At 69.2% G+C, this 25,246-nt stretch carries 22 protein-coding genes; 11 read left to right on the forward strand and 11 right to left on the reverse strand.

From position 1 onward, the window contains the following. The first annotated feature begins 29 nt into the window (after positions 1 to 29). Genes tkt through pgl form a run of 6 tightly spaced genes read left to right on the forward strand, consistent with a single transcriptional unit; the run spans position 30 to position 8,667 of the window. Positions 30 to 2,339: a transketolase gene (gene tkt, locus ACFQW8_RS17380; protein ID WP_380089547.1), complete on the forward strand. Its 2,310-nt coding sequence runs from the start codon at positions 30 to 32 to the stop codon at positions 2,337 to 2,339. Between the two features lie 6 nt (positions 2,340 to 2,345). Further along, positions 2,346 to 3,470, forward strand: coding sequence for a transaldolase (tal, locus tag ACFQW8_RS17385; protein WP_380089549.1), 1,125 nt, complete (start codon positions 2,346 to 2,348; stop codon positions 3,468 to 3,470). Then, positions 3,467 to 5,218, forward strand: a complete 1,752-nt coding sequence (locus ACFQW8_RS17390; RefSeq protein ID WP_380089552.1) for a glucose-6-phosphate isomerase — start codon at positions 3,467 to 3,469, stop codon at positions 5,216 to 5,218. Before tal ends, ACFQW8_RS17390 begins: the two co-directional genes overlap by 4 nt. After that, positions 5,218 to 6,762, forward strand: a complete 1,545-nt coding sequence (zwf, locus tag ACFQW8_RS17395) for a glucose-6-phosphate dehydrogenase (RefSeq protein ID WP_380089553.1) — start codon at positions 5,218 to 5,220, stop codon at positions 6,760 to 6,762. Before ACFQW8_RS17390 ends, zwf begins: the two co-directional genes overlap by 1 nt. After that, on the forward strand, positions 6,759 to 7,901 hold the full coding sequence (locus ACFQW8_RS17400) for a glucose-6-phosphate dehydrogenase assembly protein OpcA (RefSeq protein WP_380089555.1): 1,143 nt from the start codon (positions 6,759 to 6,761) through the stop codon (positions 7,899 to 7,901). Before zwf ends, ACFQW8_RS17400 begins: the two co-directional genes overlap by 4 nt. A gap of 13 nt (positions 7,902 to 7,914) precedes the next feature. Next, a complete protein-coding gene (gene pgl / locus ACFQW8_RS17405; protein WP_380089556.1) occupies positions 7,915 to 8,667 on the forward strand; it encodes a 6-phosphogluconolactonase in 753 nt (250 codons plus the stop codon). Between the two features lie 88 nt (positions 8,668 to 8,755). Here pgl and ACFQW8_RS17410 read toward each other — a convergent pair whose 3' ends face one another. The 11 genes from ACFQW8_RS17410 to ACFQW8_RS17460 form a co-directional block, all read right to left on the reverse strand. Further along, on the reverse strand, positions 8,756 to 9,106 hold the full coding sequence (locus ACFQW8_RS17410; protein WP_380089557.1) for an RNA polymerase-binding protein RbpA: 351 nt from the start codon (positions 9,104 to 9,106) through the stop codon (positions 8,756 to 8,758). A 35-nt stretch (positions 9,107 to 9,141) separates the two neighbouring features. Next, positions 9,142 to 9,387, reverse strand: coding sequence for a preprotein translocase subunit SecG (gene secG / locus ACFQW8_RS17415; RefSeq protein WP_380089559.1), 246 nt, complete (start codon positions 9,385 to 9,387; stop codon positions 9,142 to 9,144). Between the two features lie 66 nt (positions 9,388 to 9,453). Then, complete coding sequence (tpiA, locus tag ACFQW8_RS17420; RefSeq protein WP_380089561.1) at positions 9,454 to 10,263, reverse strand: triose-phosphate isomerase; 810 nt, start codon at positions 10,261 to 10,263, stop codon at positions 9,454 to 9,456. Positions 10,264 to 10,275: 12 nt separating this feature from the next. After that, complete coding sequence (locus ACFQW8_RS17425) at positions 10,276 to 11,478, reverse strand: phosphoglycerate kinase (RefSeq protein WP_380089563.1); 1,203 nt, start codon at positions 11,476 to 11,478, stop codon at positions 10,276 to 10,278. Between the two features lie 36 nt (positions 11,479 to 11,514). After that, on the reverse strand, positions 11,515 to 12,519 hold the full coding sequence (gene gap / locus ACFQW8_RS17430) for a type I glyceraldehyde-3-phosphate dehydrogenase (RefSeq protein ID WP_380089565.1): 1,005 nt from the start codon (positions 12,517 to 12,519) through the stop codon (positions 11,515 to 11,517). Positions 12,520 to 12,759: 240 nt separating this feature from the next. Next, positions 12,760 to 13,656 (reverse strand): type IV toxin-antitoxin system AbiEi family antitoxin domain-containing protein, encoded by an 897-nt coding sequence (locus ACFQW8_RS17435; protein WP_380089568.1) that lies wholly within the window; start codon positions 13,654 to 13,656, stop codon positions 12,760 to 12,762. Between the two features lie 229 nt (positions 13,657 to 13,885). Continuing rightward, on the reverse strand, positions 13,886 to 14,866 hold the full coding sequence (whiA, locus tag ACFQW8_RS17440) for a DNA-binding protein WhiA (protein WP_380089570.1): 981 nt from the start codon (positions 14,864 to 14,866) through the stop codon (positions 13,886 to 13,888). Between the two features lie 23 nt (positions 14,867 to 14,889). Next, positions 14,890 to 15,843, reverse strand: a complete 954-nt coding sequence (locus ACFQW8_RS17445) for a gluconeogenesis factor YvcK family protein (protein WP_380089572.1) — start codon at positions 15,841 to 15,843, stop codon at positions 14,890 to 14,892. Next, positions 15,840 to 16,751: an RNase adapter RapZ gene (gene rapZ / locus ACFQW8_RS17450; RefSeq protein WP_380089574.1), complete on the reverse strand. Its 912-nt coding sequence runs from the start codon at positions 16,749 to 16,751 to the stop codon at positions 15,840 to 15,842. Before rapZ ends, ACFQW8_RS17445 begins: the two co-directional genes overlap by 4 nt. Further along, positions 16,744 to 18,720, reverse strand: coding sequence for an excinuclease ABC subunit UvrC (uvrC, locus tag ACFQW8_RS17455; RefSeq protein WP_380089576.1), 1,977 nt, complete (start codon positions 18,718 to 18,720; stop codon positions 16,744 to 16,746). The genes rapZ and uvrC overlap by 8 nt, the downstream gene beginning before the upstream one ends. A gap of 79 nt (positions 18,721 to 18,799) precedes the next feature. Next, positions 18,800 to 19,315: a Rieske (2Fe-2S) protein gene (locus ACFQW8_RS17460; protein ID WP_380089578.1), complete on the reverse strand. Its 516-nt coding sequence runs from the start codon at positions 19,313 to 19,315 to the stop codon at positions 18,800 to 18,802. A 277-nt stretch (positions 19,316 to 19,592) separates the two neighbouring features. On the opposite strand from ACFQW8_RS17460, the gene ACFQW8_RS17465 reads away from it, so the two are divergent. The 5 genes from ACFQW8_RS17465 (at position 19,593) to ACFQW8_RS17485 (ending at position 25,156) form a co-directional block, all read left to right on the forward strand. Further along, the gene (locus ACFQW8_RS17465) at positions 19,593 to 20,789 is read left to right on the forward strand and encodes a branched-chain amino acid ABC transporter substrate-binding protein (RefSeq protein WP_380089579.1); all 1,197 of its coding nucleotides are present in this window, start codon (positions 19,593 to 19,595) and stop codon (positions 20,787 to 20,789) included. Between the two features lie 107 nt (positions 20,790 to 20,896). Beyond that, entirely contained in the window at positions 20,897 to 21,820 is a 924-nt protein-coding gene (locus ACFQW8_RS17470; protein ID WP_380089581.1) for a branched-chain amino acid ABC transporter permease, read from the forward strand. Continuing rightward, a complete protein-coding gene (locus ACFQW8_RS17475) occupies positions 21,817 to 23,565 on the forward strand; it encodes a branched-chain amino acid ABC transporter permease (RefSeq protein ID WP_380089583.1) in 1,749 nt (582 codons plus the stop codon). Before ACFQW8_RS17470 ends, ACFQW8_RS17475 begins: the two co-directional genes overlap by 4 nt. Further along, positions 23,562 to 24,446 carry an ABC transporter ATP-binding protein gene (locus tag ACFQW8_RS17480; RefSeq protein ID WP_380089587.1) on the forward strand — a complete coding sequence of 295 codons (885 nt, stop codon included), beginning with the start codon at positions 23,562 to 23,564 and terminating at the stop codon, positions 24,444 to 24,446. The genes ACFQW8_RS17475 and ACFQW8_RS17480 overlap by 4 nt, the downstream gene beginning before the upstream one ends. Positions 24,447 to 24,451: 5 nt before the next feature. Next, entirely contained in the window at positions 24,452 to 25,156 is a 705-nt protein-coding gene (locus ACFQW8_RS17485) for an ABC transporter ATP-binding protein (RefSeq protein WP_449274541.1), read from the forward strand. Positions 25,157 to 25,246 lie beyond the last annotated feature (90 nt).

A 25,246-nucleotide genomic window follows, 5' to 3' on the forward strand; every position in this document is an offset into this window, starting at 1 on the left:
ACATTTGCTCGACGTCAGAGAGGCTCCACGTGACCACCACCCCGACGAAGGCAGGCCGGGCCAAGACCCGCCGCGCCTCCGCAGCGACCGCCACTCGCTCCACCGAGATCGCCCGCCCCACGGCCCGCAAGGCGAAGTGGAACGACCTCGACGTCAAGGCCGTCGACACGGTCCGTGTCCTCGCAGCCGATGCCGTGCAGAAGGTCGGCAACGGTCACCCCGGCACGGCGATGAGCCTGGCGCCTGCGGCATACCTGCTCTTCCAGAACGTCATGACGCACGACCCGTCGGACCCGACCTGGCTCGGGCGTGACCGGTTCGTCCTCTCGTGCGGCCACTCCAGCCTCACCCAGTACATCCAGCTCTACCTCTCCGGCTACGGACTCGAGCTCAAGGACCTCAAGGCGCTGCGCACGTGGGGTTCGCTGACCCCGGGCCACCCCGAGGTGCACCACACCCCGGGCGTCGAGATCACGACCGGTCCCCTGGGCTCCGGCCTCGCCTCTGCCGTCGGCATGGCCATGGCCCAGCGCCGTCAGCGCGGCCTGCTCGACCCCGACGCGAAGCCCGGACAGAGCCCGTTCGACCACCACGTGTGGGTCATCGCCTCGGACGGCGACCTCATGGAGGGTGTGGCGTCCGAGGCCAGCTCACTCGCCGGGCACCAGGAGCTCGGCAACCTCACCGTGATCTACGACGCCAACCAGATCTCCATCGAGGACGACACCGACATCTCCTTCTCCGAGGACGTGGCCAAGCGCTACGAGGCCTACGGCTGGGAGGTCGCCGACGTCGACTGGCGCCAGAGCACCGACCCGGCCGGTGGCGCCGACTACGTCGAGGACGTCGACGCCCTGCTCGACGCGCTCACCAAAAGCAAGAAGTCGGCCAGGCCGACGCTCGTCCGCCTGCACACGGTCATCGCGTGGCCGGCACCCACCAAGAAGGGCACGGGCAAGTCGCACGGCTCGGCGCTGGGTGACGAGGAGATCTCCGGCCTCAAGGAGCTGCTCGGCTTCGACCCCAGGAAGACCTTCGAGGTCGACAAGGCCGTCCTCGCCCACGCGCGCCAGGTCAAGGCACGCGGCAAGGCCGCGCACAAGGCGTGGAACACGACGTATGCCGCGTGGCGCCGCAAGAACAAGGACGCCGCGACGCTGCTCGACCGGCTCGTCGCCGGGGACCTCCCCGACGGGCTCGACGCTGCCCTGCCGACCTTCCCCGCCGACGAGAAGGGCATCGCCACCCGCGCCGCCTCGGGCAAGGTCCTCGGAGCCCTGGCACCGGTCATGCCCGAGCTGTGGGGTGGCTCGGCCGACCTCGCCGAGTCCAACAACACGACCATGGAGGGCGAGCCGTCCTTCGTCCCGAAGTCGAAGCAGACGCAGGCCTGGAAGGGCGGTCCCTACGGCCGCACCCTCCACTTCGGCATCCGCGAGAACGCGATGGGGATGATCCTCAACGGGATTGCCCTCGAAGGGCTCACGAAGCCCTACGGCGGCACGTTCCTCGTCTTCTCGGACTACATGCGACCGGCCGTGCGCCTGGCTGCGATCCAGCAGCTGCCGGTGACCTACGTCTGGACCCACGACTCCATCGGCCTCGGCGAGGACGGTCCCACCCACCAGCCGATCGAGCACCTCGCCGCACTGCGCGCCATGCCCGGGCTCGACGTCGTCCGCCCGGCCGATGCCAACGAGACGGCCGCCGCCTGGGCCGCGATCCTGCGCAACGGCACCACGGCGGCGCTGGCACTCAGCCGGCAGGCCCTGCCGACCATCGACCGCAAGACGCACGCGAAGGCCGACAACGTCGCCAAGGGTGGCTACGTGCTCATCGACGCCGGTGACGACGGCAAGGCCAAGCCCGAGGTCATCCTCGTGGCGACCGGCTCCGAGGTGTCCGTGGCGCTCGAGGCCCGGCTCGCTCTCGAGAAGTCCGGGGTCCCCACCCGCGTCGTCTCGATGCCGTGCCGCGAGTGGTTCGACAACCAGACCAAGGCCTACCGCGACAAGGTGCTCCCGCCCGCGACCCGTGCCCGGGTGAGCATCGAAGCCGGTGTGGCACAGGGCTGGCGAGACATCGTCGGAGATGCTGGTCGATCGATCAGCATCGAGCACTTCGGTGCCTCGGCCGACGCCGCGACCCTCTTCACCGAGTTCGGCTTCACGCCCCAGGCCGTCGTCAGGGCGGCCAAGGACTCGATCAAGGCCGCCAAGGCCGGCACCGGGGTCGTCGGCTCGATCGAGACCGCTCCCCGCACCCGCAAGGACACCGGCACGGACGTGCCCACCACCAAGAAGCCTGCCGCCAAGAGCGCGGCAACGGCTGGGAAGTGACCCCTCATGACTGACAACACCGCACTCAAGGACCTCGCCGCCAACGGCGTCTCGATCTGGCTCGACGACCTGAGCCGCGAGCGGCTCACGTCGGGCAACCTCCAGGAGGTCATCGACACCAAGGGCGTCGTCGGCGTGACGACGAACCCCTCGATCTTCCAGGTCGCCCTCTCCGACGGCGAGAGCTACAGCGAGCAGGTCGCCCAGCTCGCGGCCGACAAGAAGACGATCGACGAGGCCGTGACTGCGCTCACCACCCAGGACGTCCGCGACGCCTGCGACGTCCTCCTGCCCGTCTTCGAGGCCACGGACGGGCTGGACGGCCGGGTCTCCATCGAGGTCGACCCGCGGCTGGCCCACGACACCGACGGGACCGTGGCCCAGGCCAAGGAGCTCCGCGAGCTCGTCGACCGCCCCAACCTCCTCGTCAAGATCCCGGCCACCGTCGAGGGCCTTCCGGCGATCACCCGCGTCATGGCCGAGGGCATCTCGGTCAACGTCACCCTCATCTTCAGCCTCGACCGCTACCGCGCGGTGATGAACGCCTTCCTCACGGGTCTGGAGCAGGCCCGTGAGCGCGGCAAGGATGTCGCCCACATCGCATCCGTGGCCTCGTTCTTCGTCTCCCGGGTCGACAGCGAGGTGGACAAGCGGCTCGATGCCATCGACGGCGAGCACGCCGACACCGCCAAGAGCCTCAAGGGCAAGGCCGCCATCGCCAACGCGCGGCTGGCCTACCAGGCCTACGAGGAGGTCTTCTCGACACCGCGCTGGAAGAACCTCGAGGCCGACGGTGCCAAGCCACAGCGGCCGCTGTGGGCGTCCACGGGCGTCAAGGACCCGGCATACCCCGACACCATGTATGTCACCGAGCTCGTCGCTCCCGGGACCGTCAACACCATGCCGGAGAAGACGCTCGACGCCGTCGCGGACCACGGCGAGGTCACCGGCAACACGATCGAGGGCACGTACGAGGAGGCGGCGGAGGTCCTCGACGCCCTCGAGCGGCTGGGCATCTCCTACTCCGAGGTCACCGCCCTGCTCGAGAAGGAAGGCGTCGACAAGTTCGAGAAGTCGTGGGGAGAGCTGCTCGACGGCGTGCAGTCCGAGCTCGACAAGGCTTCTCGATGAGCAGCCTGGAGATCACCGCTCGCGGCGCTGCCGCCGACGCCATCTCGAGGCACGTCCCGCAGCTGGTCAAGGACCAGGTGGCGAGCAAGCTCTTCGCGCAGGACGCGACGCTCTGGGGCGACGCCGCCGAGGATGAGGCGGGCAAGCGGCTCTCCTGGGTCGGGCTCCCCCGCTCCTCCCGCCCGTTGCTCGGCGAGATCGCCGCCCTGCGTGAGGAGCTGCGCGGCGAGGGCGTCTCGCGGATCGTCCTCTGCGGCATGGGCGGATCCTCGCTCGCCCCGGAGGTCATCTGCGCCACCGCCGGCGTCGACATCGTCATCCTCGACTCCTCGGCCCCCGACGTCGTGCGTCGGGCCGTCTCGACCGACCTGCGCAAGACCGCCGTCGTCGTCTCGTCCAAGTCGGGCTCGACCGTCGAGACCGACTCGCAGCGGCGGGCCTTCGAGCAGGCCTTCACCGACGCCGGCGTCGACGCGACCCGCCGGATCATCGTCGTCACCGACCCGGGCAGCCCCCTCGACGGCGAGGCCCGCACGGCCGGCTTCCGCGTCATCAACGCCGACCCCGACGTGGGCGGTCGCTACTCCGCCCTCACCGCTTTCGGGCTCGTGCCCTCCGGCCTCGCCGGTGCCGACGTCGGCGCGCTCCTCGACGACGCCGAGGCGGTGGCCGACCTCCTCGCGGCCGACGACGAGGGCAACCCGGCGCTGCGGCTGGCCGCGGCGATGGCCGGCACCGAGCCGCTGCGCGACAAGCTCGTGCTCGTCGACGCCGGCACCGAGAACATCGGCTTCGGCGCATGGGCCGAACAGCTCATCGCCGAGTCCACCGGCAAGGACGGCACCGGCATCCTGCCCGTCGTCGCCGACGGCGAGGCCCCTCAGCACACCTACGCCGATGCCAACGTCGTGCGCCTGGTCGCCACCGGTGGCGACGACGATGACGAGGGCGTCGACGGCAGCAGCGCCCTGACCGACGACGGGGTCGCGACCGTCGTCGACGGCAGGCCGCGCCACCCGGACTCGATCGCGGCGGAGACGCCGGGCCCGGCCGATGTCGTCCCCGAGGAGGACCTCGGAGACAGTGGATCGGTCATCACGGTCGCCGGCACGCTCGGCGCGCAGCTCCTGCTCTGGGAGGCCGCGACAGCCATCGCCGGTCGACTGCTCGGGATCAACCCGTTCGACCAGCCCGACGTCGAGAGCGCCAAGGAGGCTGCCCGAGGTCTGCTCGACCAGGCTGGATCGGCTCAGGAGGAACCGGCTTTCGTCGACGGTTCCGTCGAGGTACGCGCCCTGGGCGGGAGCTGGCTCGGTGACGAGCGCACGCTCCCCGGTGCCGTGTCCGCTCTCCTGTCCCAGCTCGACGAGAAGGCTGGCTATGTCGCCGTCATGGCCTACCTCGACCGCGAGCAGGACGCCGACCTCGAGCAGGTGGCCCGCGAGCTCTTCGACCACACCGGCCGGCCGGTGACCTTCGGGTGGGGCCCACGCTTCCTCCACTCGACCGGTCAGTACCACAAGGGTGGCCCGGCCAACGGTGTCTTCATCCAGGTCACCGCGGCTCCCGAGGAGGACCTCGCGGTCCCGGGTCGCGAGTTCACCTTCGGGGAGTTCATCGCGGCGCAGGCCGGTGGCGACGCCCAGGTCCTCGCCGAGCACGGCCGACCCGTCCTTCGCCTGCACCTCACCTCCCACGGGCGCGGCCTGGGTCAGGTGCGGTCGGCCCTCTCGAACCCAGGAGCCTGATGAGTCCGGCGCGCATCACTGCCACCCACAACCCCCTCCGGGATCCGCGCGACAAGAGGCTGCCCCGCATCGCCGGCCCGTGCAGCCTCGTGCTGTTCGGCGTCACCGGGGACCTCGCCACCAAGAAGCTCATGCCGGCGATCTATGACCTCGCCAACCGTGGTCTGCTGCCACCTGGCTTCTCGCTCATCGGTTTCGCTCGTCGCGACTGGGCCGACCAGGACTTCGGCAAGATCGTCTACGAGTCGGTCAAGGAGCGCTCCCGCACCCCGTTCCGGGAGGACGTGTGGCGCGCGCTCGCCGAGGGCATCCGGTTCGTGCCGGGCACGTTCGACGACCCCAAGGCCTTCGACCTCCTCGCCGAGACGGTCAAGGACCTCGACGAGCAGCGGGGCACGGGCGGCAACCACGCCTTCTACCTGTCCATCCCCCCGTCGTTCTTCGCCACGGTCTGTGAGCAGCTGAAGCGATCTGGCCTGTCCACGGCAGCTCCCGGCTCGTGGCGGCGCGTGGTCATCGAGAAGCCGTTCGGGCATGACCTCAAGAGCGCCCGCGAGCTCAACGAGATCGTCGCTGACGTGTTCCCCGCGGACTCGGTCTTCCGGATCGACCACTACCTCGGCAAGGAGACCGTCCAGAACCTCCTCGCCCTGCGCTTCGCCAACCAGATGTTCGAGCCGGTCTGGAACAGCCACTACGTCGACCACGTCCAGATCACGATGGCCGAGGACATCGGCATCGGCGGCCGCGCCGGCTACTACGACGGCATCGGCGCCGCCCGTGACGTCATCCAGAACCACCTCCTCCAGCTCCTTGCCCTCACGGCGATGGAGGAGCCGGTCTCGTTCGCCGCCGACCACCTCCGCAGCGAGAAGGAGAAGGTCCTCTCGGCGGTCCGGCTGCCCAAGGACCTCGACAAGGGGACCGCACGCGGGCAGTACGCCAAGGGATGGCAGGGCGGCGAGGAGGTCCGTTCCTACCTCGCCGAGGACGGCGTGGGCAAGAGCTCGACGACCGAGACGTATGCCGCGGTCAAGCTGGAGATCGACACCCGCCGTTGGGCGGGAGTCCCGTTCTACCTGCGCACCGGCAAGCGCCTGGGCAAGCGGGTCACCGAGATCGCGGTCGTCTTCAAGAAGGCTCCCCATCTGCCGTTCTCCGACACCGCCACCGAGGAGCTCGGCCAGAACGCCGTCGTCATCAGGGTCCAGCCCGACGAGGGTGTGACCATGCGCTTCGGTGCCAAGGTGCCCGGCGCCCAGATGGAGGTGCGCGACGTGACGATGGACTTCGGCTACGGCCGGGCCTTCACCGAGAGCTCACCCGAGGCCTATGAGCGACTCATCCTCGACGTCCTCCTCGGAGAGCCGCCGCTCTTCCCGCGTCATGAGGAGGTCGAGCTCTCCTGGGAGATCCTCGACCCGATCGAGGAGTTCTGGGCCAAGAACACCGCACGCATCGACCAGTACACCTCCGGCACGTGGGGCCCACCGAGCGCCGACGACCTCATGAGCCGCGACGGCCGCACCTGGAGGCTTCCGTGATCGTCGACCTGCCCAGCACGACGACGGTGGACATCTCCAAGAGGCTCGTCCGGCTGCGCTCCGACACCGGGTCCATGGCTCTCACCCGCGTGCTCACGCTGGTCGTCGTCGTCGACGAGAGCGACGCCGATGCCGCGATCGAGACCGCCAACGACGCGAGCCGCCAGCACCCCTGCCGCATCATCGTGGTGGTCATCGCCAACCGTCGCGGCGCCGCCCGGCTCGACGGTCAGATCCGGATCGGCGGAGATGCCGGGGCCAGCGAGGTCGTCGTCCTCCGGCTCTACGGCCCGCTCGCCTCGCACGGGCGATCGGTCGTCACTCCCCTCCTGCTCGCCGACGCCCCGATCGTGGCGTGGTGGCCCACGGAGCCGCCCAAGGACCCGGCCCACGACCCCATCGGTCAGATGGCCCAGCGACGGGTCACCGACGTCTCGCGGTCCAAGGGTGCGCCCAGGGGCCCGCTCGCGCGCCTGGCGGCGACCTACTCGCCAGGTGACACCGACCTCTCCTGGTCTCGCGTGACCCTGTGGCGAGCACTCCTCACCGCAGCCCTTGACCAGGCCCCCTTCGAACCGGTGGTCTCGGTCACCGTCACGGGCGCGTCCGACTCACCGTCGGCGACCCTCCTCGCCGGGTGGCTCGCGAAGAGGCTGCGCTGCCCGGTCACCCTGGTGCCCTCCCGCCAGGGGTCGGGCATCATCAGCGTCCGCCTCGACCGACCCGGTGGACCCCTCGACCTCGTCCGCCCCCAGAACGGGACGACGGCGACACTGTCGCAGCCGGGTCGACCGGAGCGCACCATCGCCCTGCCCCCGCGCAGCGACGCCGAGTGCCTTGCCGACGAGCTCCGCCGGCTCGACCCGGACGAGGTCTACGCCGACGCCCTGCGGGAGAGCCTGGCGTCGGTCGTCCACAGCCGGCGCACGTCCAGCGAGGCCCAGCGCAAGGGCCTCAGCCCGTCCGTGGCCGAGGCCCGCGCCGACGCCGCCCGGATCCGGCGCGAGACCAAGGTCGGTGCCAGCGCGGCCATGGTCAACGCGCCCATGCCGAAGAAGGACGACGACCCCGCGCAGGTCAAGGAGGCCGCGGCCCGCAAGCTCGACAAGGCCCGGGCCAAGCGCAAGAAGTCATCCTGAGAGGACATCGCACATGACCGGAGCCAACGACCTCAGCCAGGTCCACGATGTCGACGTCGTCGTGCATCCCGGCACCCAGGAGCTGAGCGACGCCATCGCCGCCCGCCTCGTGACCGCCATCGCCGACGCCCTCGCCACCCAGGACGTCGCGCACGTCTCACTCACGGGGGGCTCGCTCGGCTCGGCGATCTGGGCGTCCATGGCAGCGCTCCCGGCGCGCGCCGCGGTGGACTGGTCCCGGGTCGAGCTGTGGTGGGGCGACGAGCGCTACCTCCCCGCAGGTGACAAGGACCGCAACGACGTCCAGAACGACGCGGCCGGGCTGGCCGCCCTCCCCCTCGACCCGGCGAAAGTCCACCGGGTGCTCGGGCCGGATGCGTCCGAGAGCGCGGAGGCCAGCGCCACGGCATACGGGGAGCTCGTCCGCGCGAGCGGCGCGGGTGCGTTCGACGTCACGATCCTCGGCGTCGGGCCGGACGGCCACGTCGCCTCGCTCTTCCCGGGACACCCCGCCCAGCAGAGCACGGACGCCATCGCCGTCGCGGTGCACGACTCCCCCAAGCCGCCCCCGGACCGCGTCAGCCTGACCTTCGAGGCCCTGCGTCGGTCCCGTGAGGTGTGGTTCGTCGTCGCCGGCGCCGACAAGGCCAAGGCCGTGGCCAACGGTGTCGCGGGCGCCGGTCCTGCCTACAGCTCCGCGGCCCAGGTCAAAGGCGAGCAGCGCACCCTGTGGCTCATCGATGCGGAGGCTGCCGCGAACCTGTGAGGCTGGGCGAACGCTGCACAGACCCACGGACGACGTCAGCCCCGGCCATTCCGGCCGGGGCTGAGGTGTCTGACACGGAGGTGTGTGCCTATTGGATGAGTCCGCGCTGTCGCAACGACCCGAGCGCCTCGTCGAGGATCGCTTCGCCGTCCTTGTCAGAACGGCGCTCCTTCACGTAGGCGAGATGGGTCTTGTAGGGCTCGACCTTGACCGGGGCCGGCGGGTTGTCCTTGTCCTGGCCGGCGGGGAGGCCGCACCGCGGGCAGTCCCAGGTCTCGGGCACCTCGAGGTCGTGCTCCTGCGCGAAGCTCGGTCGCGTCTCGTGACCGTTGGTGCACCAGAACGAGACGTGCACCCGGGGGGCTGAGTCCCCGCGCTCGGCCTCGCCCATCGGACCGGCACCGACGCGGCTGCCGCGGATCGCGTTACCACCAGACATCGACATCAACCTTCTCTCGGGTCAGGAAGCGAATCTCAGGAGGAGAACCGGTCGAGCACACCCAGGCCGACGACGCAGACGAACCAGACGATGGCCACGGCATACGTGATGCGGTCGAGGTTGCGCTCCGCGACCGAGGACCCACCGAGGGAGGTGGACATGCCTCCGCCGAACATGTCGGAGAGGCCACCGCCCTTGCCCTTGTGGAGCAGGATGAGCAGGGTGAGGAAGAGGCCACCCAGGACCAGGAGGACCTGGAGGCCGATTTTGACCGCGTCCACGGTGCTCCTTCGATAGTCAGTTCAGTGCACGCCCAGATGGGGCGCCGCTACAGGATACCTGTCGCGTCAGCTGGTCTTGAGGTGGTCGCGGTAGCGACAGATCGCTGCGAACTCGGCCGGGTCGATCGAGGCACCACCGACGAGGGCGCCGTCGACGTCACCCTGCTCCATGATCGCCGCGACGTTGCCCGACTTCACCGACCCGCCGTAGAGGATGCGCACGCGGTCGGCGAGGTCGCCGGAGTAGAGCTCGGCCAGCGCGGTCCGGATGGCGGCACACACCTCCTGCGCGTCCGCCGGTGTGGCGACCTCCCCGGTGCCGATGGCCCACACCGGCTCATAGGCGATGACGATGCTGGCGGCCTTGACGGCGGGCAGGCCGTCGAGGCCGGCGCGCACCTGGGCGAGGACGTGGTCGACGTGCGTTCCGGCCTGGCGGACGTCGAGGCCCTCGCCGACGCAGAAGATCGGCGTCAGGCCGTTCTCGTATGCCGCCGCGACCTTGGTCTTCACGGTCTCGTCGCTCTCGGCGTGGTACTCCCGCCGTTCGCTGTGTCCCACGGTGACGTAGGTGCAGCCGAGCTTGGCGAGGAAGGCCCCGCTGATCTCGCCGGTGTAGGCGCCGCTCTGGTGCTGCGACAGGTCCTGGGCGCCGTACCGGATCGAGAGACGGTCGCCCTCGACGAGGGTCTGGACACTGCGGAGGTCGGTGAACGGAGGCAGCACGGCCACCTCGACGGCACTGTGGTCGTGCTTGGCGTCGCGCAGGGTCCAGTCGAGCTTCTGCACGAGGTGGGTGGCCTGAAGGTGGTCGAGGTTCATCTTCCAGTTGCCCGCCATGAGCGGGACGCGCTGGGCTGCGGTGGCCTTGGCCATCTGGGGGTTCCTTCAGCTTTCGTCGAGGACGGTGAGTCCGGGGAGGTCCTTGCCCTCGAGGTACTCGAGGCTGGCACCCCCGCCGGTGGAGATGTGGCCGAACTGGTCGTCCTTGAAGCCGAGCTGGCGCACCGCGGCGGCAGAGTCACCGCCACCGACGACGGTGAGCGCACCGTCGGAGGTGATGTCGACGAGCGCCTTGGCCAGGGCAGCCGTGCCCGCCGCGTAGGGCTCCATCTCGAAGGCACCCATCGGTCCGTTCCAGAAGACCGTCCGGCAGTCGGCGAGCTTCTCGGCGAACAGCTCCGAGGACCTCGGGCCGATGTCGAGCCCCATGCGGTCGGCCGGGATGGCGTCGATGGTGACGACCTCGTGGTCGGCCTCGGCCGAGAACTCGGTGGCGGCGACGACGTCGACGGGCAGGACGATCTCGACACCGCGCTGCTGCGCCTGGTCGAGGTAGCCCTTGACCGCCTCGACCTGGTCCTGTTCGAGCAGGCTCTTGCCGACCTCGTGGCCCTGGGCCTTGAGGAAGGTGAAGACCATGCCGCCGCCGATGAGCAGACGGTCAGCGGTCTGGATGAGGTTGTCGATCACCGCCAGCTTGTCGGACACCTTCGCGCCACCCAGCACCACGGCATACGGGCGTTCGGGTTCGGTCGTCAGGCGACGCAGCACCTCGACCTCGGTCTCGACGAGGCCCCCGACGGCGGACGGCAGGAGGCGTGCGACGTCGAAGACGGACGCCTGCTCGCGGTGCACGACACCGAAGCCGTCGGAGACGAAGACGTCGGCGAGGCCGGCGAGCTGGCCCGCGAACTCGGCCCGCTCCTCCGCGGACTTGGCCGTCTCACCCGCGTTGAAGCGGAGGTTCTCGAGCAGGACGACGTCGCCGTCCTGGGCGCCATCGACGGCCGACCGGGCGCTCTCGCCGACCGTGTCGTCGGCGAAGGTCACGTCGTGTTCGAGCAGCTCGCCGAGACGGGTGGCGACGGGGGCCAGGGAGTACTTGTCCTCAGGGGCACCCTTGGGCCGCCCGAGGTGGGCGCACACGATGACGCGTGCGCCCGCCTCGGACAAGGCCTCGATCGTCGGGACCGAGGCGACGATCCGACCGTCATCGGTGATCGTGGCGCCCTCGAGGGGGACGTTCAGGTCGGACCGGACGAGGACGCGCTTGCCTCGCAGGTCGCCGAGGTCGGCGATCGACTTCATGTCAGACAGCTCCGTGGTGTGGTGGTCGGCTCTGGGTCAGAGGGACGTGCCGACGAGAGTGACGAGGTCGGCGAGGCGGTTGGAGTAGCCCCACTCGTTGTCGTACCAGCCGACGACCTTCACCTGGTTGCCGATGACCTTGGTCAGGCCCGAGTCGAAGATGCACGACGCCGGGTCGGTCTCGATGTCCTTGGAGACGATCGGGTCCTCGGTGTAGACGAGGATGCCCTTGAGCGGACCCTCGGCGGCCTTCTTGACCGCGGCGTTGACCTCTTCGACGGTGGTCTCGCGACCGGCCTCGAAGGTGAGGTCGGTGGCCGAGCCGGTCGGCACCGGGACCCGCAGGGCGTAGCCGTCGAGCTTGCCCTTGAGCTCGGGGAGGACGAGGCCGATGGCCTTGGCGGCGCCGGTGGACGTCGGCACGATGTTGATGGCAGCAGCGCGCGCCCGGCGCAGGTCGGAGTGCGGCGCGTCCTGCAGGTTCTGGTCCTGGGTGTAGGCGTGGATCGTCGTCATGAGGCCCTTGACGATGCCGAACTCGTCGTTGAGCACCTTGGCCATCGGGCCGAGGCAGTTCGTCGTGCAGGACGCGTTGGAGATGATGTTGTGCGTGGCCGCGTCGTAGTCGCCGTCGTTGACGCCCATGACGATCGTGACGTCCTCGTTCTTGGCCGGGGCCGAGATGATGACCTTCTTGGCACCACCCTCGAGGTGGACCTTGGCCTTCTCGGCGTCGGTGAAGATGCCGGTGGACTCGACGACGATGTCGGCGCCGACCTCGCCCCAGGGGAGCTGGGAGGGGTCGCGCTCGGCGAAGGCCTTGAACGTCTTGCCGTTCGCGGTGATGTCGGTCTCGGTCGAGGTGACCTCACCCTCGAAGCGACCCAGGATCGAGTCGTACTTGAGCAGGTGGGCCAGCGTGGCGTTGTCGGTGAGGTCGTTGACGGCGACGATCTCGATGTCGGCGCCGGACGCGATCACGGCGCGGTAGAAGTTGCGGCCGATGCGGCCAAAGCCATTGATGCCAACGCGGACAGTCACGAGCAGTCTGCCTTCCGATCGGGAGGGTGCGTGGGCTGGACCACGTCACCATGGGGTACGTCACAACCCTAGTGCCGGTTCCGACGCTCCCCGCGAGAGGTCCGTCGTACGGTCGAGTAACCGTTTCCGCACCCCCGCCGCATTATCGGGTCACCCGATAAAGCGGCCCTTCGCCCGAGTTGGCAACTGGGGTGAAGCGGGACGAGGCCGGGTCGGTCCGGGCCGTTCAGATCGACGGGTTCAGGCGGCGGCGACGGCCGAGCGGATCCACGCGGCGATCCGGCCCGGATGCTGCAGGTCAGCCCAGCTCACCCGGATCACGGTGTAGCCCAGGCGGCGCAGCCGATCCTCTCGCCGCTTCTCCGCGAAGAGGGCGTCCGGGCCACCGTCGGTGTACTTCACTCTCCCGTCGAACTCGACGACGATCCTGGTCCCCTCCACGACGAAGTCGACCCTGGCGATGAACTCCCCGTCCTCGTCGAGGATGGTCACCTGAGGGACGAGGTGTATGCCGGCCGCCACCGCGAGCACGCCCAACCGTGACTCCCCCACCGACTCACGAGTCCCGTCGGCGAGGGTGAGCATCATCTGGCACCTACCGCTGTGCGGATGTCCCGAGACCTGCGCGTATGCCGCTTCGAGCCCGTCTCTGTCGACGAGACCGAGGCGCAGCGCGTGGTCCGCCGCGATCGTGCCCGACGTGGGGCCCGCGTCCATCGTGTAGCGGATGAGGCTGGTGGCGACGTCGCAGGCGGGCAGGTCACCGACCTGATCCACCGTGCCGTGTCGCGGTCGCATGCGGAAGGACTGGGTGAGGATCTCGTGCGCCAGAGGTCGCATAAGATCCACCCGTTCCGGCAGCCCCAGCCAGGTCGGAACCTCACGCAAGGCGAGCGACGAAGCATGACTCACGGCCGCGTCCGGGTAGAGGAGGAGGCCGGCGCACGCGAGCCGACGATGCGCGGACTGCGGGGACAGATCACTGGTGCCGACGGCATACACACCACGGCAGACCGACTCGATGTGGCCACGGGAACGTAGGCGCGCGAGAGCCTTGCGGTCGAGGCCGAGCCTCGTCGCCTCGGCGGTCGTGAAGAGAGCGAACTCGGTCCTCCCGAGGGGGATCAGGTCATTCATGGCACCAGCGTGTGCGGGCTCAGGGCAGTGCGCCACAACCGACGTCTGCAGCTGTGGACAACGCAGGCCCGGGCCGGACCCTGTGGATGAGCGGCCCTCTGCCGTGCTCGACCCGACTTGGTCCCGCTCCACCCAACCTGCCAACCCGGGCGGAGCTCCCCTTTATCGGGTCACCCGATAATGCGGCGAGAGGAAAGGTGGGTGGGAGGGCCGCGAGGAGCTGCCCGGGTCAGCTGTCGAGCATGTCGGGCGTGAGGTCCGCGTCGGTGCCGGGCAGGCCCATGTCCTCGGCCCGTTTGTCGGCCATCGCGAGCAGACGCCGGATGCGTCCGGCGACGGCGTCCTTGGTCATCGCCGGCTGGGCCAGCTGGCCGAGCTCCTCGAGCGAGGCCTGCTTGTGCTGGAGCCGCAGCTGGCCGGCCTCGCGGAGGTGGTCGGGGATGTCGTCGCCTAGGATCTCGAGAGCTCGACCCACGCGCGACCCCGCCGCCACGGCGGCGCGCGCCGATCGCCGCAGGTTGGCGTCGTCGAAGTTGGCAAGCCGGTTGGCCGTGGCCCGGACCTCACGTCGCATCCGCCGCTCCTCCCAGGCCATCACCGCGTCATGCGCGCCGAGCCTGGTGAGCATCGCACCGATCGCGTCACCGTCTCGGATGACGACGCGGTCGATGCCTCGGACCTCGCGTGCCTTGGCCTGGATGCCGAGCCGGCGCGCGGCACCGACGAGCGCCAGCGCGGCCTCCGGTCCGGGGCAGGTCAGCTCGAGGGCTGAGGACCGGCCGGGCTCGGTCAGCGAGCCGTGGGCGATGAACGCTCCACGCCAGGCCGCCTCGGCGTCGCACACCGACCCCGAAACGACCTTGGGGGGCAGGCCACGCACGGGTCGACCCCGACCGTCGATGAGCCCGGTCTGTCGCGCCAGTGCCTCGCCGTCCTGGACGACGCGCACCACATAGCGACTGCCCTTGCGGAGCCCGCCGGCCGCGAGCACGAGGATCTCGGGCGTCTGCCCGTAGAGCTCGTGGATCTCTCGACGCAGCCGACGCGCTGCGTTCGCTGTGTCGAGCTCTGCCTCGACGACGATCCGTCCCCCGATGATGTGCAGCCCACCCGCGAACCGCAGCGTCGCGGCCACCTCTGACTTGCGGCAACAGGGCTTGGTCACCTCGTGGCGGCTGAGTTCGTCCTTCACCTTCGCCGTCATTGCCATGCCCGCCATCCTGCCACGCGGCATCAGGGGCGGCGCCCCGAGCCAAGGACGTCCTGCAGGGCGGCCGCCAGGCGCAGCCGGTCGTGCTGGGTCGGCGAGGTGGCGATGGCCACGCGGTGGATGTGCAGCTCTGCGCCGACAGCCCGGCAGGCCGCCGCCAGCGCCTGCTCGTCGTCGACGACCGATGGGTCGGCGAGGACGGCATCGAGCCTGATCCCGGGCGCGTGGGCGGCGAACGACTCCACGTGGTGGATGGCGCTGAAGCCGGCCGTCTCGTTGGTCACCATCTCGAGGTTGAGCACGAGGAGACGACGGGCCCGCGTGACCGAGAGGGCCTCGGCCAGCTCGGGGACGAGGAGGTGGGGCATGACCGAGGTGAACCACGATCCCGGTCCGAGCACGACCCAGTCGGCTGCGCGGATGGCCGCGATGGACTCGGGGTATGCCGGCGGGCTGGCCGGGAGGAGCCGCAGCTCGCGCACCTGGCCCTTGGTCGTGGCGACCTGGGCCTGGCCGCGGACGAGAGTGACCACGTCCGGCTGCTCCGGGTGCGCGCCCATCACGTCGGCCTCGATGTCGAGAGGAACTGCCGCCATCGGGAGGACACGACCCCGCGCGTTGAGCAGCCGGCCGACGAGCTCGAGCCCGGCCACCGGGTCCTCGTGGAGCTCCCAGAGCGCGACGATCAGGAGGTTGCCGAGAGCGTGGCCCCCGAGGGGTCCGTCGCCGGCGAAACGGTGTTGGAGGACGTCGCGCCAGGTGTGCCCCCACTCGGTCTCCTCGCACAGCGCGGACAGCGCCATGCGCAGGTCACCGGGTGGGAGGACGCCGAACTCTCCCCGCAACCGCCCCGACGACCCACCGTTGTCGGCGACCGTGACGATCGCGGTGATCTCGTCGGTGACGAAGCGGAGGGCGGCCAGTGACGCCGCCAACCCGTGACCGCCGCCGAGTGCCGCAACGACCGGCCGACTCACTCGCGCCCCAGATCTCGGTGGACGAGGAAGGTCTCGATGCGGTCGGACCGCAGTCGCTGCGCCAGGGCCTCGGCCATGGCCACGGAGCGGTGCTTGCCGCCGGTGCAGCCGATCGCGAGCGTGACATAGCGCCGACCCTCGGAGTGGTAGCCCCGGGTCACGGGCTCCATGAGGCCCACGACCCGGTCGAGGAACTCACCGGCGTCGCTCTGACCGAGGACGTGGGCCGACACCTGCTCGTCCCGACCGTCGAGGGGTCGGAGCTCTGGCACCCAGAAGGGGTTGGGGAGGAAGCGCATGTCGAAGACGAAGTCGGCGTCCAGCGGCACGCCGTACTTGAAGCCGAAGGACAGCAGGGCGAGGCGCAGCGACGGGCCGTCGCCGCTGCCGAAGAGTGGTGCGATCTTGCGGGCGAGCTGGTGCACGTTGAGGCCGGAGGTGTCGACGACGATCTGGGCCCGCGACCGCAGGTCACGAAGGATCTCGCGCTCGTGCTGGATCCCGTCGAGGAGACGGCCGTCACCCTGGAGCGGGTGAGGGCGCCGGACCGACTCGAACCGCCGGACGAGCGCCTCGTCGGTCGCGTCGAGGAAGAGCAGCTGGGGCGTCCAGCCCGTCGACCGGAGGTGCTGGACCGCGTCCTCGAACTCGGTGAAGAAGTGCTGGCTCCGGACGTCGACGACGGCGGCGATCTTGATCTCGCGCCCTTCGGCGCGTGCCTGGTTGCCGAGCTTGGCCATCGAGACGAGGAGCTGTGGCGGGAGGTTGTCGACGACGTACCAGCCCTGGTCCTCCATGACGTTGGCGGTGGTCGAGCGCCCGGCCCCGCTCATGCCGGTGACGATGACGAAGTCGGCACCCGTTGCTGCTGCGGGCTCCTGGCTCTCCGGGACGGGACTGTCAGGCATCGCTGCCCCTCTCGTCGTCGATGACCTCACCGGTCATGAGGTTGACCGTGGGTTCGGTGGGCGCGCCAGTCAGCTCGCGCTGGATCGTCTCTGCCAGCGTATGGCCGATTCCCTTGACTTCCCCCAGTTCGAGCAGGGTCGCTGCCCGGATTCGTTTCACCGAGCCGAAGTGGCGCAACAGCGCCTTCTGCTTGACGTCACCCAGGCCCGGTATGCCGTCCAGCGCCGAGTTCGTCATGGCCTTGCTCCGCCGCTGGCGGTGGAAGGTGATGGCGAAGCGGTGTGCCTCGTCACGCAGTCGCTGGAGCAGGTAGAGCCCCTCGCTCGTGCGCGGCAGGACGACGGGGAAGTCCTGCCCGGGCACCCACACCTCCTCGAGTCGCTTGGCGAGCCCCACGACGGCGACGTCGACGATGCCGAGGTCCTCGATCGCGCGGGCCGCGGCGTTGACCTGCGGCAGGCCACCGTCGACGACGACCAGCTGCGGCGGATAGGCGAAGCGGGTCGGCCTCCCGGTCTCCTCGTCGCGCCCCTGCGGCTGGTCACGGTCCTTGAGGTAGCGACGGAACCGGCGGGTGAGGACCTCGTGCATGGCCGCCGTGTCGTCGACCCGGATGTCCGCGCCGTCCGCGCCGTCGATGCCCTCCTGGCCGCGCACGATGAACCGGCGGTACTCCCCCTTGCGGGCGAGCCCGTCCTCGAAGACGACCATCGACCCGACGACCTGGGTTCCCTGCACGTGGCTGATGTCGTAGCACTCGATGCGGAGAGGCGACTCGTCGAGGGCGAGGAACTCCTGGAGCTGCTGGAGGGCCTGCGAGCGCGCCGTCAGGTCTCCTGCGCGCGCGACCTTGTGCCGGGCCAGGCTCTGGGTCGCGTTGCGTTCGACGGTCTCCATGAGGGTGCGCTTGTCGCCGCGCTGGGGGACGCGGAGGTCGACCCGGCTCCCCCGCAGCCCCGAGAGCCACTCACCCAGGGTCTCCGCGGAGTCCGGCATGACCGGCACGAGCACCTCACGGGGCACGCCCTCGCCCTCCTCGCCGCCGTAGAGCTGCTGCAGGAGGTGCCCGACGACCTCGGGCACCGTCTCGAACTCCTTCTCGGCCACCCAGCCGCGCTGACCCCGGATGCGGCCGCCCCGGACGTGGAAGACCTGGACCGCGACCTCGAGCTCGTCATCGGCGAGGGCGAACACGTCGGCATCCGTGCCGTCACCGAAGACCACGGCCGACTTCTCCAGGACCCGTTGCAGCGCCCCGATGTCATCACGCAGCCGAGCCGCGGTCTCGAACTCCATCGCGTCGGAGGCCTCGCGCATCTGTCGCTCGAGGCGCTTGACGAACTTCGAGCTCTCCCCTGCCATGAAGTCGCAGAAGTCCTCGGCGATCTGGCGGTGGGTGTCGGCATCGACGCGCTCGACGCAGGGGGCGGAGCACTTGTCGATGTAGCCGAGCAGGCAGGGGCGGCCGACCTGGCTGGCGCGCTTGAAGACCCCGGCGGAGCACGTGCGGATCGGGAAGACCCGCAGCGCCTGGTCGAGCGTCTCCCGGATCGCCCACGCGTGGGCGTACGGGCCGAAGTAGCGGGTGCCCTTGCGCTTCGCCCCCCGCAGCACCTGCGCCCGCGGGAACTCCTCACCCATCGTCACCGCGAGGTAGGGATAGGACTTGTCGTCGCGGTACTTGACGTTGAACCGCGGGTCGAACTCCTTGATCCACGAGTACTCGAGCTGCAGGGCCTCGACCTCGGTCAGGACCGTCGTCCACTCGACGCTCGCGCCGGCCATGACCATCGAGGCCGTCCGCGGGTGCAGCAACCCGATGTCCTGGAAGTAGGAGGACAGGCGGGGACGCAGGGACTTGGCCTTGCCGACGTAGATGACCCGGCCGTCCTTGTCACGGAACCGGTAGACGCCCGGATCGGTCGGGATCTCTCCCGGCCGGGGACGGTACGACGACGGGTGGGCCACGTCCCCAACCCTAGGACGCGGCACCGTCAGCCCGGGACGGCCCTGCCCGGACGGCATACCGGTCCGGTATGCCGTGTGCTCACGTCACGTTGACGCCGTCAGCCCCCACGGTCACGGACTTGACCTCCAGGCCCGACGTGGCCGGGCCCTGCTTGACCGCGCCGGTGGCGATGTCGAACTGGCTGCCGTGGCACGAGCACTTGATGAGCCCGTCCTCGACGCTCGTGACGTTGCAGCCCTGGTGGGGGCACACGGCGGAGAAGGCCTTGTACTCGCCCTCGGTCGGCTGGGTGATGACGACCTTGGCGGACTCGACGATCGTTCCGCCGCCCACGGGGATGTCGGCCTTCTTGGCGAGGTCCTTGACGGCACCGGCCGCGCCCGAGGCGGCGGACGAGGCCGCCGATGAGGCCGCCGACGCGGCGCCGCTGGCGGCGCCGCCGACGTCCTCGCCGCTCGTGCCGCACGCGGTGAGCCCGACACCGGCGATCGCGACCACGCCCGCTGCTCTCATGGCCTCGCGTCGGCCGCAGCACGAGAGCCGTGCCAGATCCGTGTCTGGTGTCGCGTCGTGGGTGTCCAGTGCTTCTGCCATGGTCCTCAACCTCTCGTTCTGCGGCGTCAGTTCGTACGCTGCTTCGTACGATGTCGCGCCAGTATGACGATGGTTCCTGTTGCCCGCCTGTGAAGATCGCACACATAAGTGTGCACGTCACCCTTGGTAACGACTCGGCACAACTTGCGTCAACGTGGTCGGAATCGGCACATCCCGTGGCTATTGTTCGCGGTGCTCGCACACCCGTCGCGAGCTCCTCGGCTGATCCGCCGCGGGAGTAGAAGTCTCAGGAGGAAACGTGGCTCAGCGTTCCGTCATGACCATGGGTGCATCGCTGCTGGTGGCCTCGATCGCACTGGCCGGATGCGGCACCCGCGGAGAGAGCGAAGACACCGGTGGCACCACCGGCGGAGACGCCAAGGTCGCGAAGATCGGCGTCATCGCGCCCCTTTCAGGTGACCTGTCCGCACTCGGTAAGGGCATCCAGCACTCGGTCGAGCTTGCCGTCAAGCAGGCCAACGACTCCAAGGCCATCCCCGGCTGGACCCTCGAGGTCGAGGCCGTGGACGACGAGGGCAAGGCAGACGTCGGCAAGAACGGCGCGACCAAGCTCGCGTCGGACGACCAGGTCGTCGGCGTCGTCGGCAACCTCAACTCGAGTGTCAGCCAGCAGACCCAGCCGGTCTTCGCGGCTGCCAACATCACCCAGATCTCCCCCGCCAACACGGGCCCGTCGCTGACCCGTGGCGCCGACGGCAACGCGCGTCCCTACAAGACGTTCTTCCGCACCTGCACCACGGACATCGCGCAGGGTGGCTTCGCGGCCAAGTTCCTGATCGACCAGGGGATCAAGACCGTGGCGACGGTCCACGACAAGAAGACGTACGGCCAGGGCCTGGTCCAGTACTTCACCGAGGCCTACAAGGCCGCCGGTGGCACCGTCGTGGCCGCCGAGACGATCAACCCGGACGAGTCCAACTACTCCCCGGTCGTCTCCAAGGTCGCCCCGTCCAAGCCCGGCGCCGTGTTCTACGGGGGCGAGTACCCGCAGGGTGGACCGCTGTCCAAGCAGATGAAGGCCGGTGGCCTCAACGTCCCCCTCATGGGTGGCGACGGGATCTTCGACCCGCAGTTCATCGCGCTGGCCGGCTCGACGTCCACGGGCGACCTCGCCACCTCCGTCGGTGAGCCCACCGACGCCAGCGAGGCCGGCAAGAAGTTCCTGGCCGACTACGAGGCAGCCAAGTACACCGAGCCGTCCGCGGCCTACGGTGGCTACTCGTACGACGCGGCGAACGCCATCATCAACGCGCTCAAGGTCTCCCTCAAGGACGCTGCTGACGCCAAGAGCGCTCGCCAGGCCACGGTCGACGAGGTCGGCAAGGTCTCGTTCGACGGCGTGACCGGCAAGGTCGAGTTCGACGAGTTCGGCGACACGAAGGTCAAGGTCATCACGGGCTACAAGGTCGAGGGTGGCAAGTGGGCCACCGTCAAGTCCGAGAACGTGAGCTGATCGGCACCAGTCCGACACGCTGACGTAGTTCATCCAAGCAGGGGCGGGCGAGTGTCCGCCCCTGCTTGAATGTGCCAGCCCCCAAACAGAGAGGTGCCGGTTCCGCGATGACCGAGTTCCTGCAACAGATCGTGAACGGCTTGACCCTCGGGTCGCTGTACGCGCTGATCGCCGTCGGCTACACCGTCGTCTACGGCATCGTCCAGCTCATCAACTTCGCCCACGGCGAGGTCTTCATGATCGGGGCGTTCGGCGCCCTGGCCACGTGGAGTGTCCTCTTCAAGGGCCAGACCGGCCTGTGGGTCCTGCCGATCATGGTGCTGGGCGCCGTTCTGGTGTCCGTCCTCACCGCCGTCGTCATGGAGCGCGTCGCCTACCGGCCGCTGCGCAACGCTCCCCGGCTCGCGCCGCTCATCACCGCCATCGGCATCTCGGTGTTCCTGCAGGAGGCCATCCGCCTCTTCTACCCCGGGGCCAAGAGCAAGCTGACCTTCCCCGAGATCGACGTCGTCACGGGCTCCGCGCTCGCCATCGGTGGCCTCAACATCCAGCGGGCCGCGATCTTCACCGTCGGCGCGCTCGTCATCTCCGCCATCCTGCTGTGGTTCTTCGTCAACCGGACGAGGCTCGGGCAGGGCATGCAGGCCGTCTCGCAGGACCCTGACACGGCTCAGCTGATGGGCATCAACGTCAACCGCATCATCGTCATCGCCTTCGCCCTTGGTGCTGCACTGGCTGCCGTGGGTGGTGTCGCCCAGGGCCTGCTCAACTCCAACATCGACTTCCGCATGGGCTTCCTCGCCGGCCTCAAGGCCTTCACGGCTGCGGTGCTCGGCGGCATCGGCAACATCCAGGGTGCGATCGTCGGCGGCCTCACCCTGGGCATCGCCGAGTCGATGGCCACCCAGTTCATTCCCGGCCAGTTCGGCGGGTCGGCATGGAAGGACGTGTGGGCGTTCGTGCTCCTCATTCTCGTACTCGTCTTCAGGCCACAGGGCCTGCTCGGCGCCCGGGTGGTGGACCGCGCATGAGCACCTCGACGACCGCCCTCGCGCACCACCACGACGACGACGATGCCGCCAAGGTGCCGCTCCTCGAGCGCGTTCCCGGCCGCGGCAGCGCCGCTGCCTGGCCCCTCGGGCTCGCTGGCGCCGTCATCCTCATCGCCGGCACGTTCCTCTCGTGGAGCTTCACGAAGGACGTGCTCGGTGACCTCTCGATCGACGGCTACCCGGGTGGCGTGCAGATCTGCATGATCGCCCTCGGCGTCGCAGCCCTCGTGTTCCTGCTGGCCCACAGGGGTCCGTTGAAGAGACTTGGCGAGTGGCTCGACACGGCCGCTGCCGTGCGCGTCCTCGGCCTCGGGGCCGTGACCTACATGGTCATCGCCATCGGCGCCATCGCCTACGAGTCCGGTGGCCTCGTCAACGTCAACCCCGGTGGTTGGATCTCCCTCCTCGGAGCGCTGCTCCTCGCGGCAGGGGGTCTCATGCTCGTCTCCCGTCAGCACCGCGACCCGCTCTTCGCCAAGACGTCGTCGTGGCTGGAGATCTGCACGATCATCGCGCTGATGGCACTCGTGCTCTTCGGTGCGGCTTACGCCCTCGACATCGGTGACGGGTGGAGCTTCTCGCTCTTCCTGCTCTTCGTCGCGTTCGTCGCCGTGTCCCTGTCCAAGGCCGGGGTCTTCACCTGGGTCGGGCTCATCGCGCAGAAGAACCGCCCGGTGCTCATGCTCGGCTTCTTCGCGGTGGCGTTCCTCTTCCCGTTCACCCAGGGTGGCTCGGACGAGAACATGTCCATCGCGACGCAGGTGCTGATCTTCGCGGCGACGGCCCTCGGCCTCAACATCGTCGTCGGCCTTGCCGGCCTGCTGGACCTCGGCTACATCGCCTTCCTCGGGGCCGGCGCCTATGTCGGTGCGGTGCTCTCGACCTCGGCGTTCGCGACGATCGACTGGAAGCCGCCGTTCATCGTGGTCGTCCTGGTCGGTGCGTGTTTCTCGGCACTGCTGGGGCTCATCATCGGGTCGCCGACGCTGCGGGTGTCCGGTGACTACCTCGCCATCGTGACCTTGGCGTTCGGTGAGATCTTCCGGTTCACCATGGGCAACCTCGACGGCGAGAACGGCCCGGACCTCACCAACGGCCCCAACGGCGTCCCGGCGATCCCGGAGCTCGCCATCGGCTCGTTCGACTTCGGTCAACCACACACGATCCTGGGCGTCACCCTCGGAAGGTTCGCGAACTACTACTTCCTGCTCCTGCTCATCGCCGTCATCATCATCCTCGTGTTCACCCGCCTCAACAACAGCCGGATCGGCCGTGGCTGGGTCGCGATCCGCGAGGACGAGAAGGCAGCAGAGGCCATGGGCGTCAACGTCTTCGGGCTCAAGCTGTTCGCCTTCGCCGGAGGCGCGTTCCTCGCTGGCATGGCGGGCACGGTCAAGGCGCACCACGACGTCTCGGTGACGCCCGACCAGTACATCTTCCTCGAGTCCGCGTTCCTGCTCGCCGCGATCGTCCTGGGCGGCATGGGCACCGTGGCCGGCGTCATCGTCGGAGCCACGATCCTCAAGCTCCTTCCCGAGAAGCTGCGCTTCATCGCCGACTACCGGCTGCTGATCTTCGGACTGGTGCTCGTCCTCATGATGCGTTTCCGCCCGGAGGGACTCATCGCGAGTCAGCGACGCAAGCTCGAGTTCCACGAGGACGACGAAGAGCTCGCCAAACGCATCGAAGAAGTCCACCTCGAGGAAGCGGAGGCCAAGGCATGACCATCACCGAGACTCCCCCGCCCGCACATGCGGCGACCGTCGGCGCTCCGATCCTCGAGGCGCGTGGTGTCACGATGCGCTTCGGTGGCCTCACCGCGGTCAAGGACGTCGACATGACGGTTCGAGAGGGTGAGATCGTCGGCCTCATCGGTCCCAACGGCGCCGGGAAGACGACCTTCTTCAACTGCCTCACCGGTCTCTACAAGCCGACCGAGGGCGTCGTGACGCTGGGCGGCGAGGTCCTGCCTCCCAAGCCACGAGCAGTCGTCGTCGCAGGGATGGCCCGGACCTTCCAGAACATCCGCCTCTTCGCCAACATGACGGCGCTCGAGAACGTCATGGTCGGCCGGTACTGCCGGACCACTTCGATGGCGTTGACCTCGATCCTGCGCGGACCGAAGTTCCGGCGCGAGGAGGAGGCGACCCGGGCGCGGGCCCAGGAGCTCCTCGAGTTCGTGGGGCTCGGTGGATCCGCGGAGCACCTGGCCCGCAACATGCCCTACGGCGACCAGCGTCGCTTGGAGATCGCTCGCGCCCTGGCCACGGACCCCAAGCTCATCCTCCTCGACGAGCCCACGGCCGGCATGAACCCGCAGGAGACCAAGCAGGCCTCCGACCTCATCTTCCGGATCCGGGACAGCGGTCTCGCCGTGGTCGTCATCGAGCACGACATGCGGTTCATCTTCGGTCTCTGCGACCGCGTGCTCTGTCTCGTGCGGGGTGAGGTCCTTGTCGAGGGCACCCCCGGTGAGGTCCAGTCCGACCCACGCGTCATCGAGGCCTACATCGGTGGCGGAGACGACGACGATGACGACGAGGACGACTCGGCCCCGGCCGGGTCTTCCGACCGCGCCTCGCACTCGACGGAGGAGAAGCTGTGAGCCCCATGCTCGAGGTCAAGGACCTCGTCGTCGCCTACGGCAAGATCAAGGCCGTCAAGGGCATCAGCTTCAGCGTCGACGAGGGCGAGGTCGTCACCCTCATCGGCACCAACGGCGCCGGGAAGACGACCACCCTGCGCACCATCTCGGGTCTGCTGCGCCCCCTGAGCGGCTCGATCCGCTTCCAGGGCAAGCGTATCGACGAGACGGCAGCACACGACATCGTCACGCTCGGTCTGGCGCACTCCCCCGAGGGCCGTCGGATCTTCCCGCGGCTGTCGGTCGAGCAGAACCTCCTGCTCGGCGCCTTCTCTCGACGTGACGGCGACGTCCACAAGGACCTGAGGGCCGCCTACGAGCTCTTCCCGATCCTCGGCGAGCGCAAGGCCCAGGCGGCCGGCACGTTCTCCGGTGGTGAGCAGCAGATGCTCGCCATGGGTCGGGCGATGATGAGTCGCCCCAAGCTGCTCATGCTCGACGAGCCCTCGATGGGCCTGTCGCCGCTCATGATGAAGACGGTGATGTCGACGGTGACGACGCTGCAGGAGCAGGGCACGACGATCCTGCTCGTCGAGCAGAACGCCCAGGCAGCGCTCAAGCGAGCGACCAAGGGCTACGTCCTGGAGGTCGGCAAGATCGTCCTCTCGGGCACGGGCTCCGAGCTCCTCAAGAGCGACGACGTCCGCAAGGCCTACCTCGGCGAGGACTGAGAGGCACGACCACACGAAAGGGCCCCGCACCGGATTCGGTGCGGGGCCCTCTTGCGTGGTCACCCGGAACGCTGCGTATGCCGCCCGCTG

It is taken from the genome of Knoellia altitudinis, assembly GCF_042666355.1.
Lineage (GTDB): Bacteria > Actinomycetota > Actinomycetes > Actinomycetales > Dermatophilaceae > Knoellia > Knoellia altitudinis.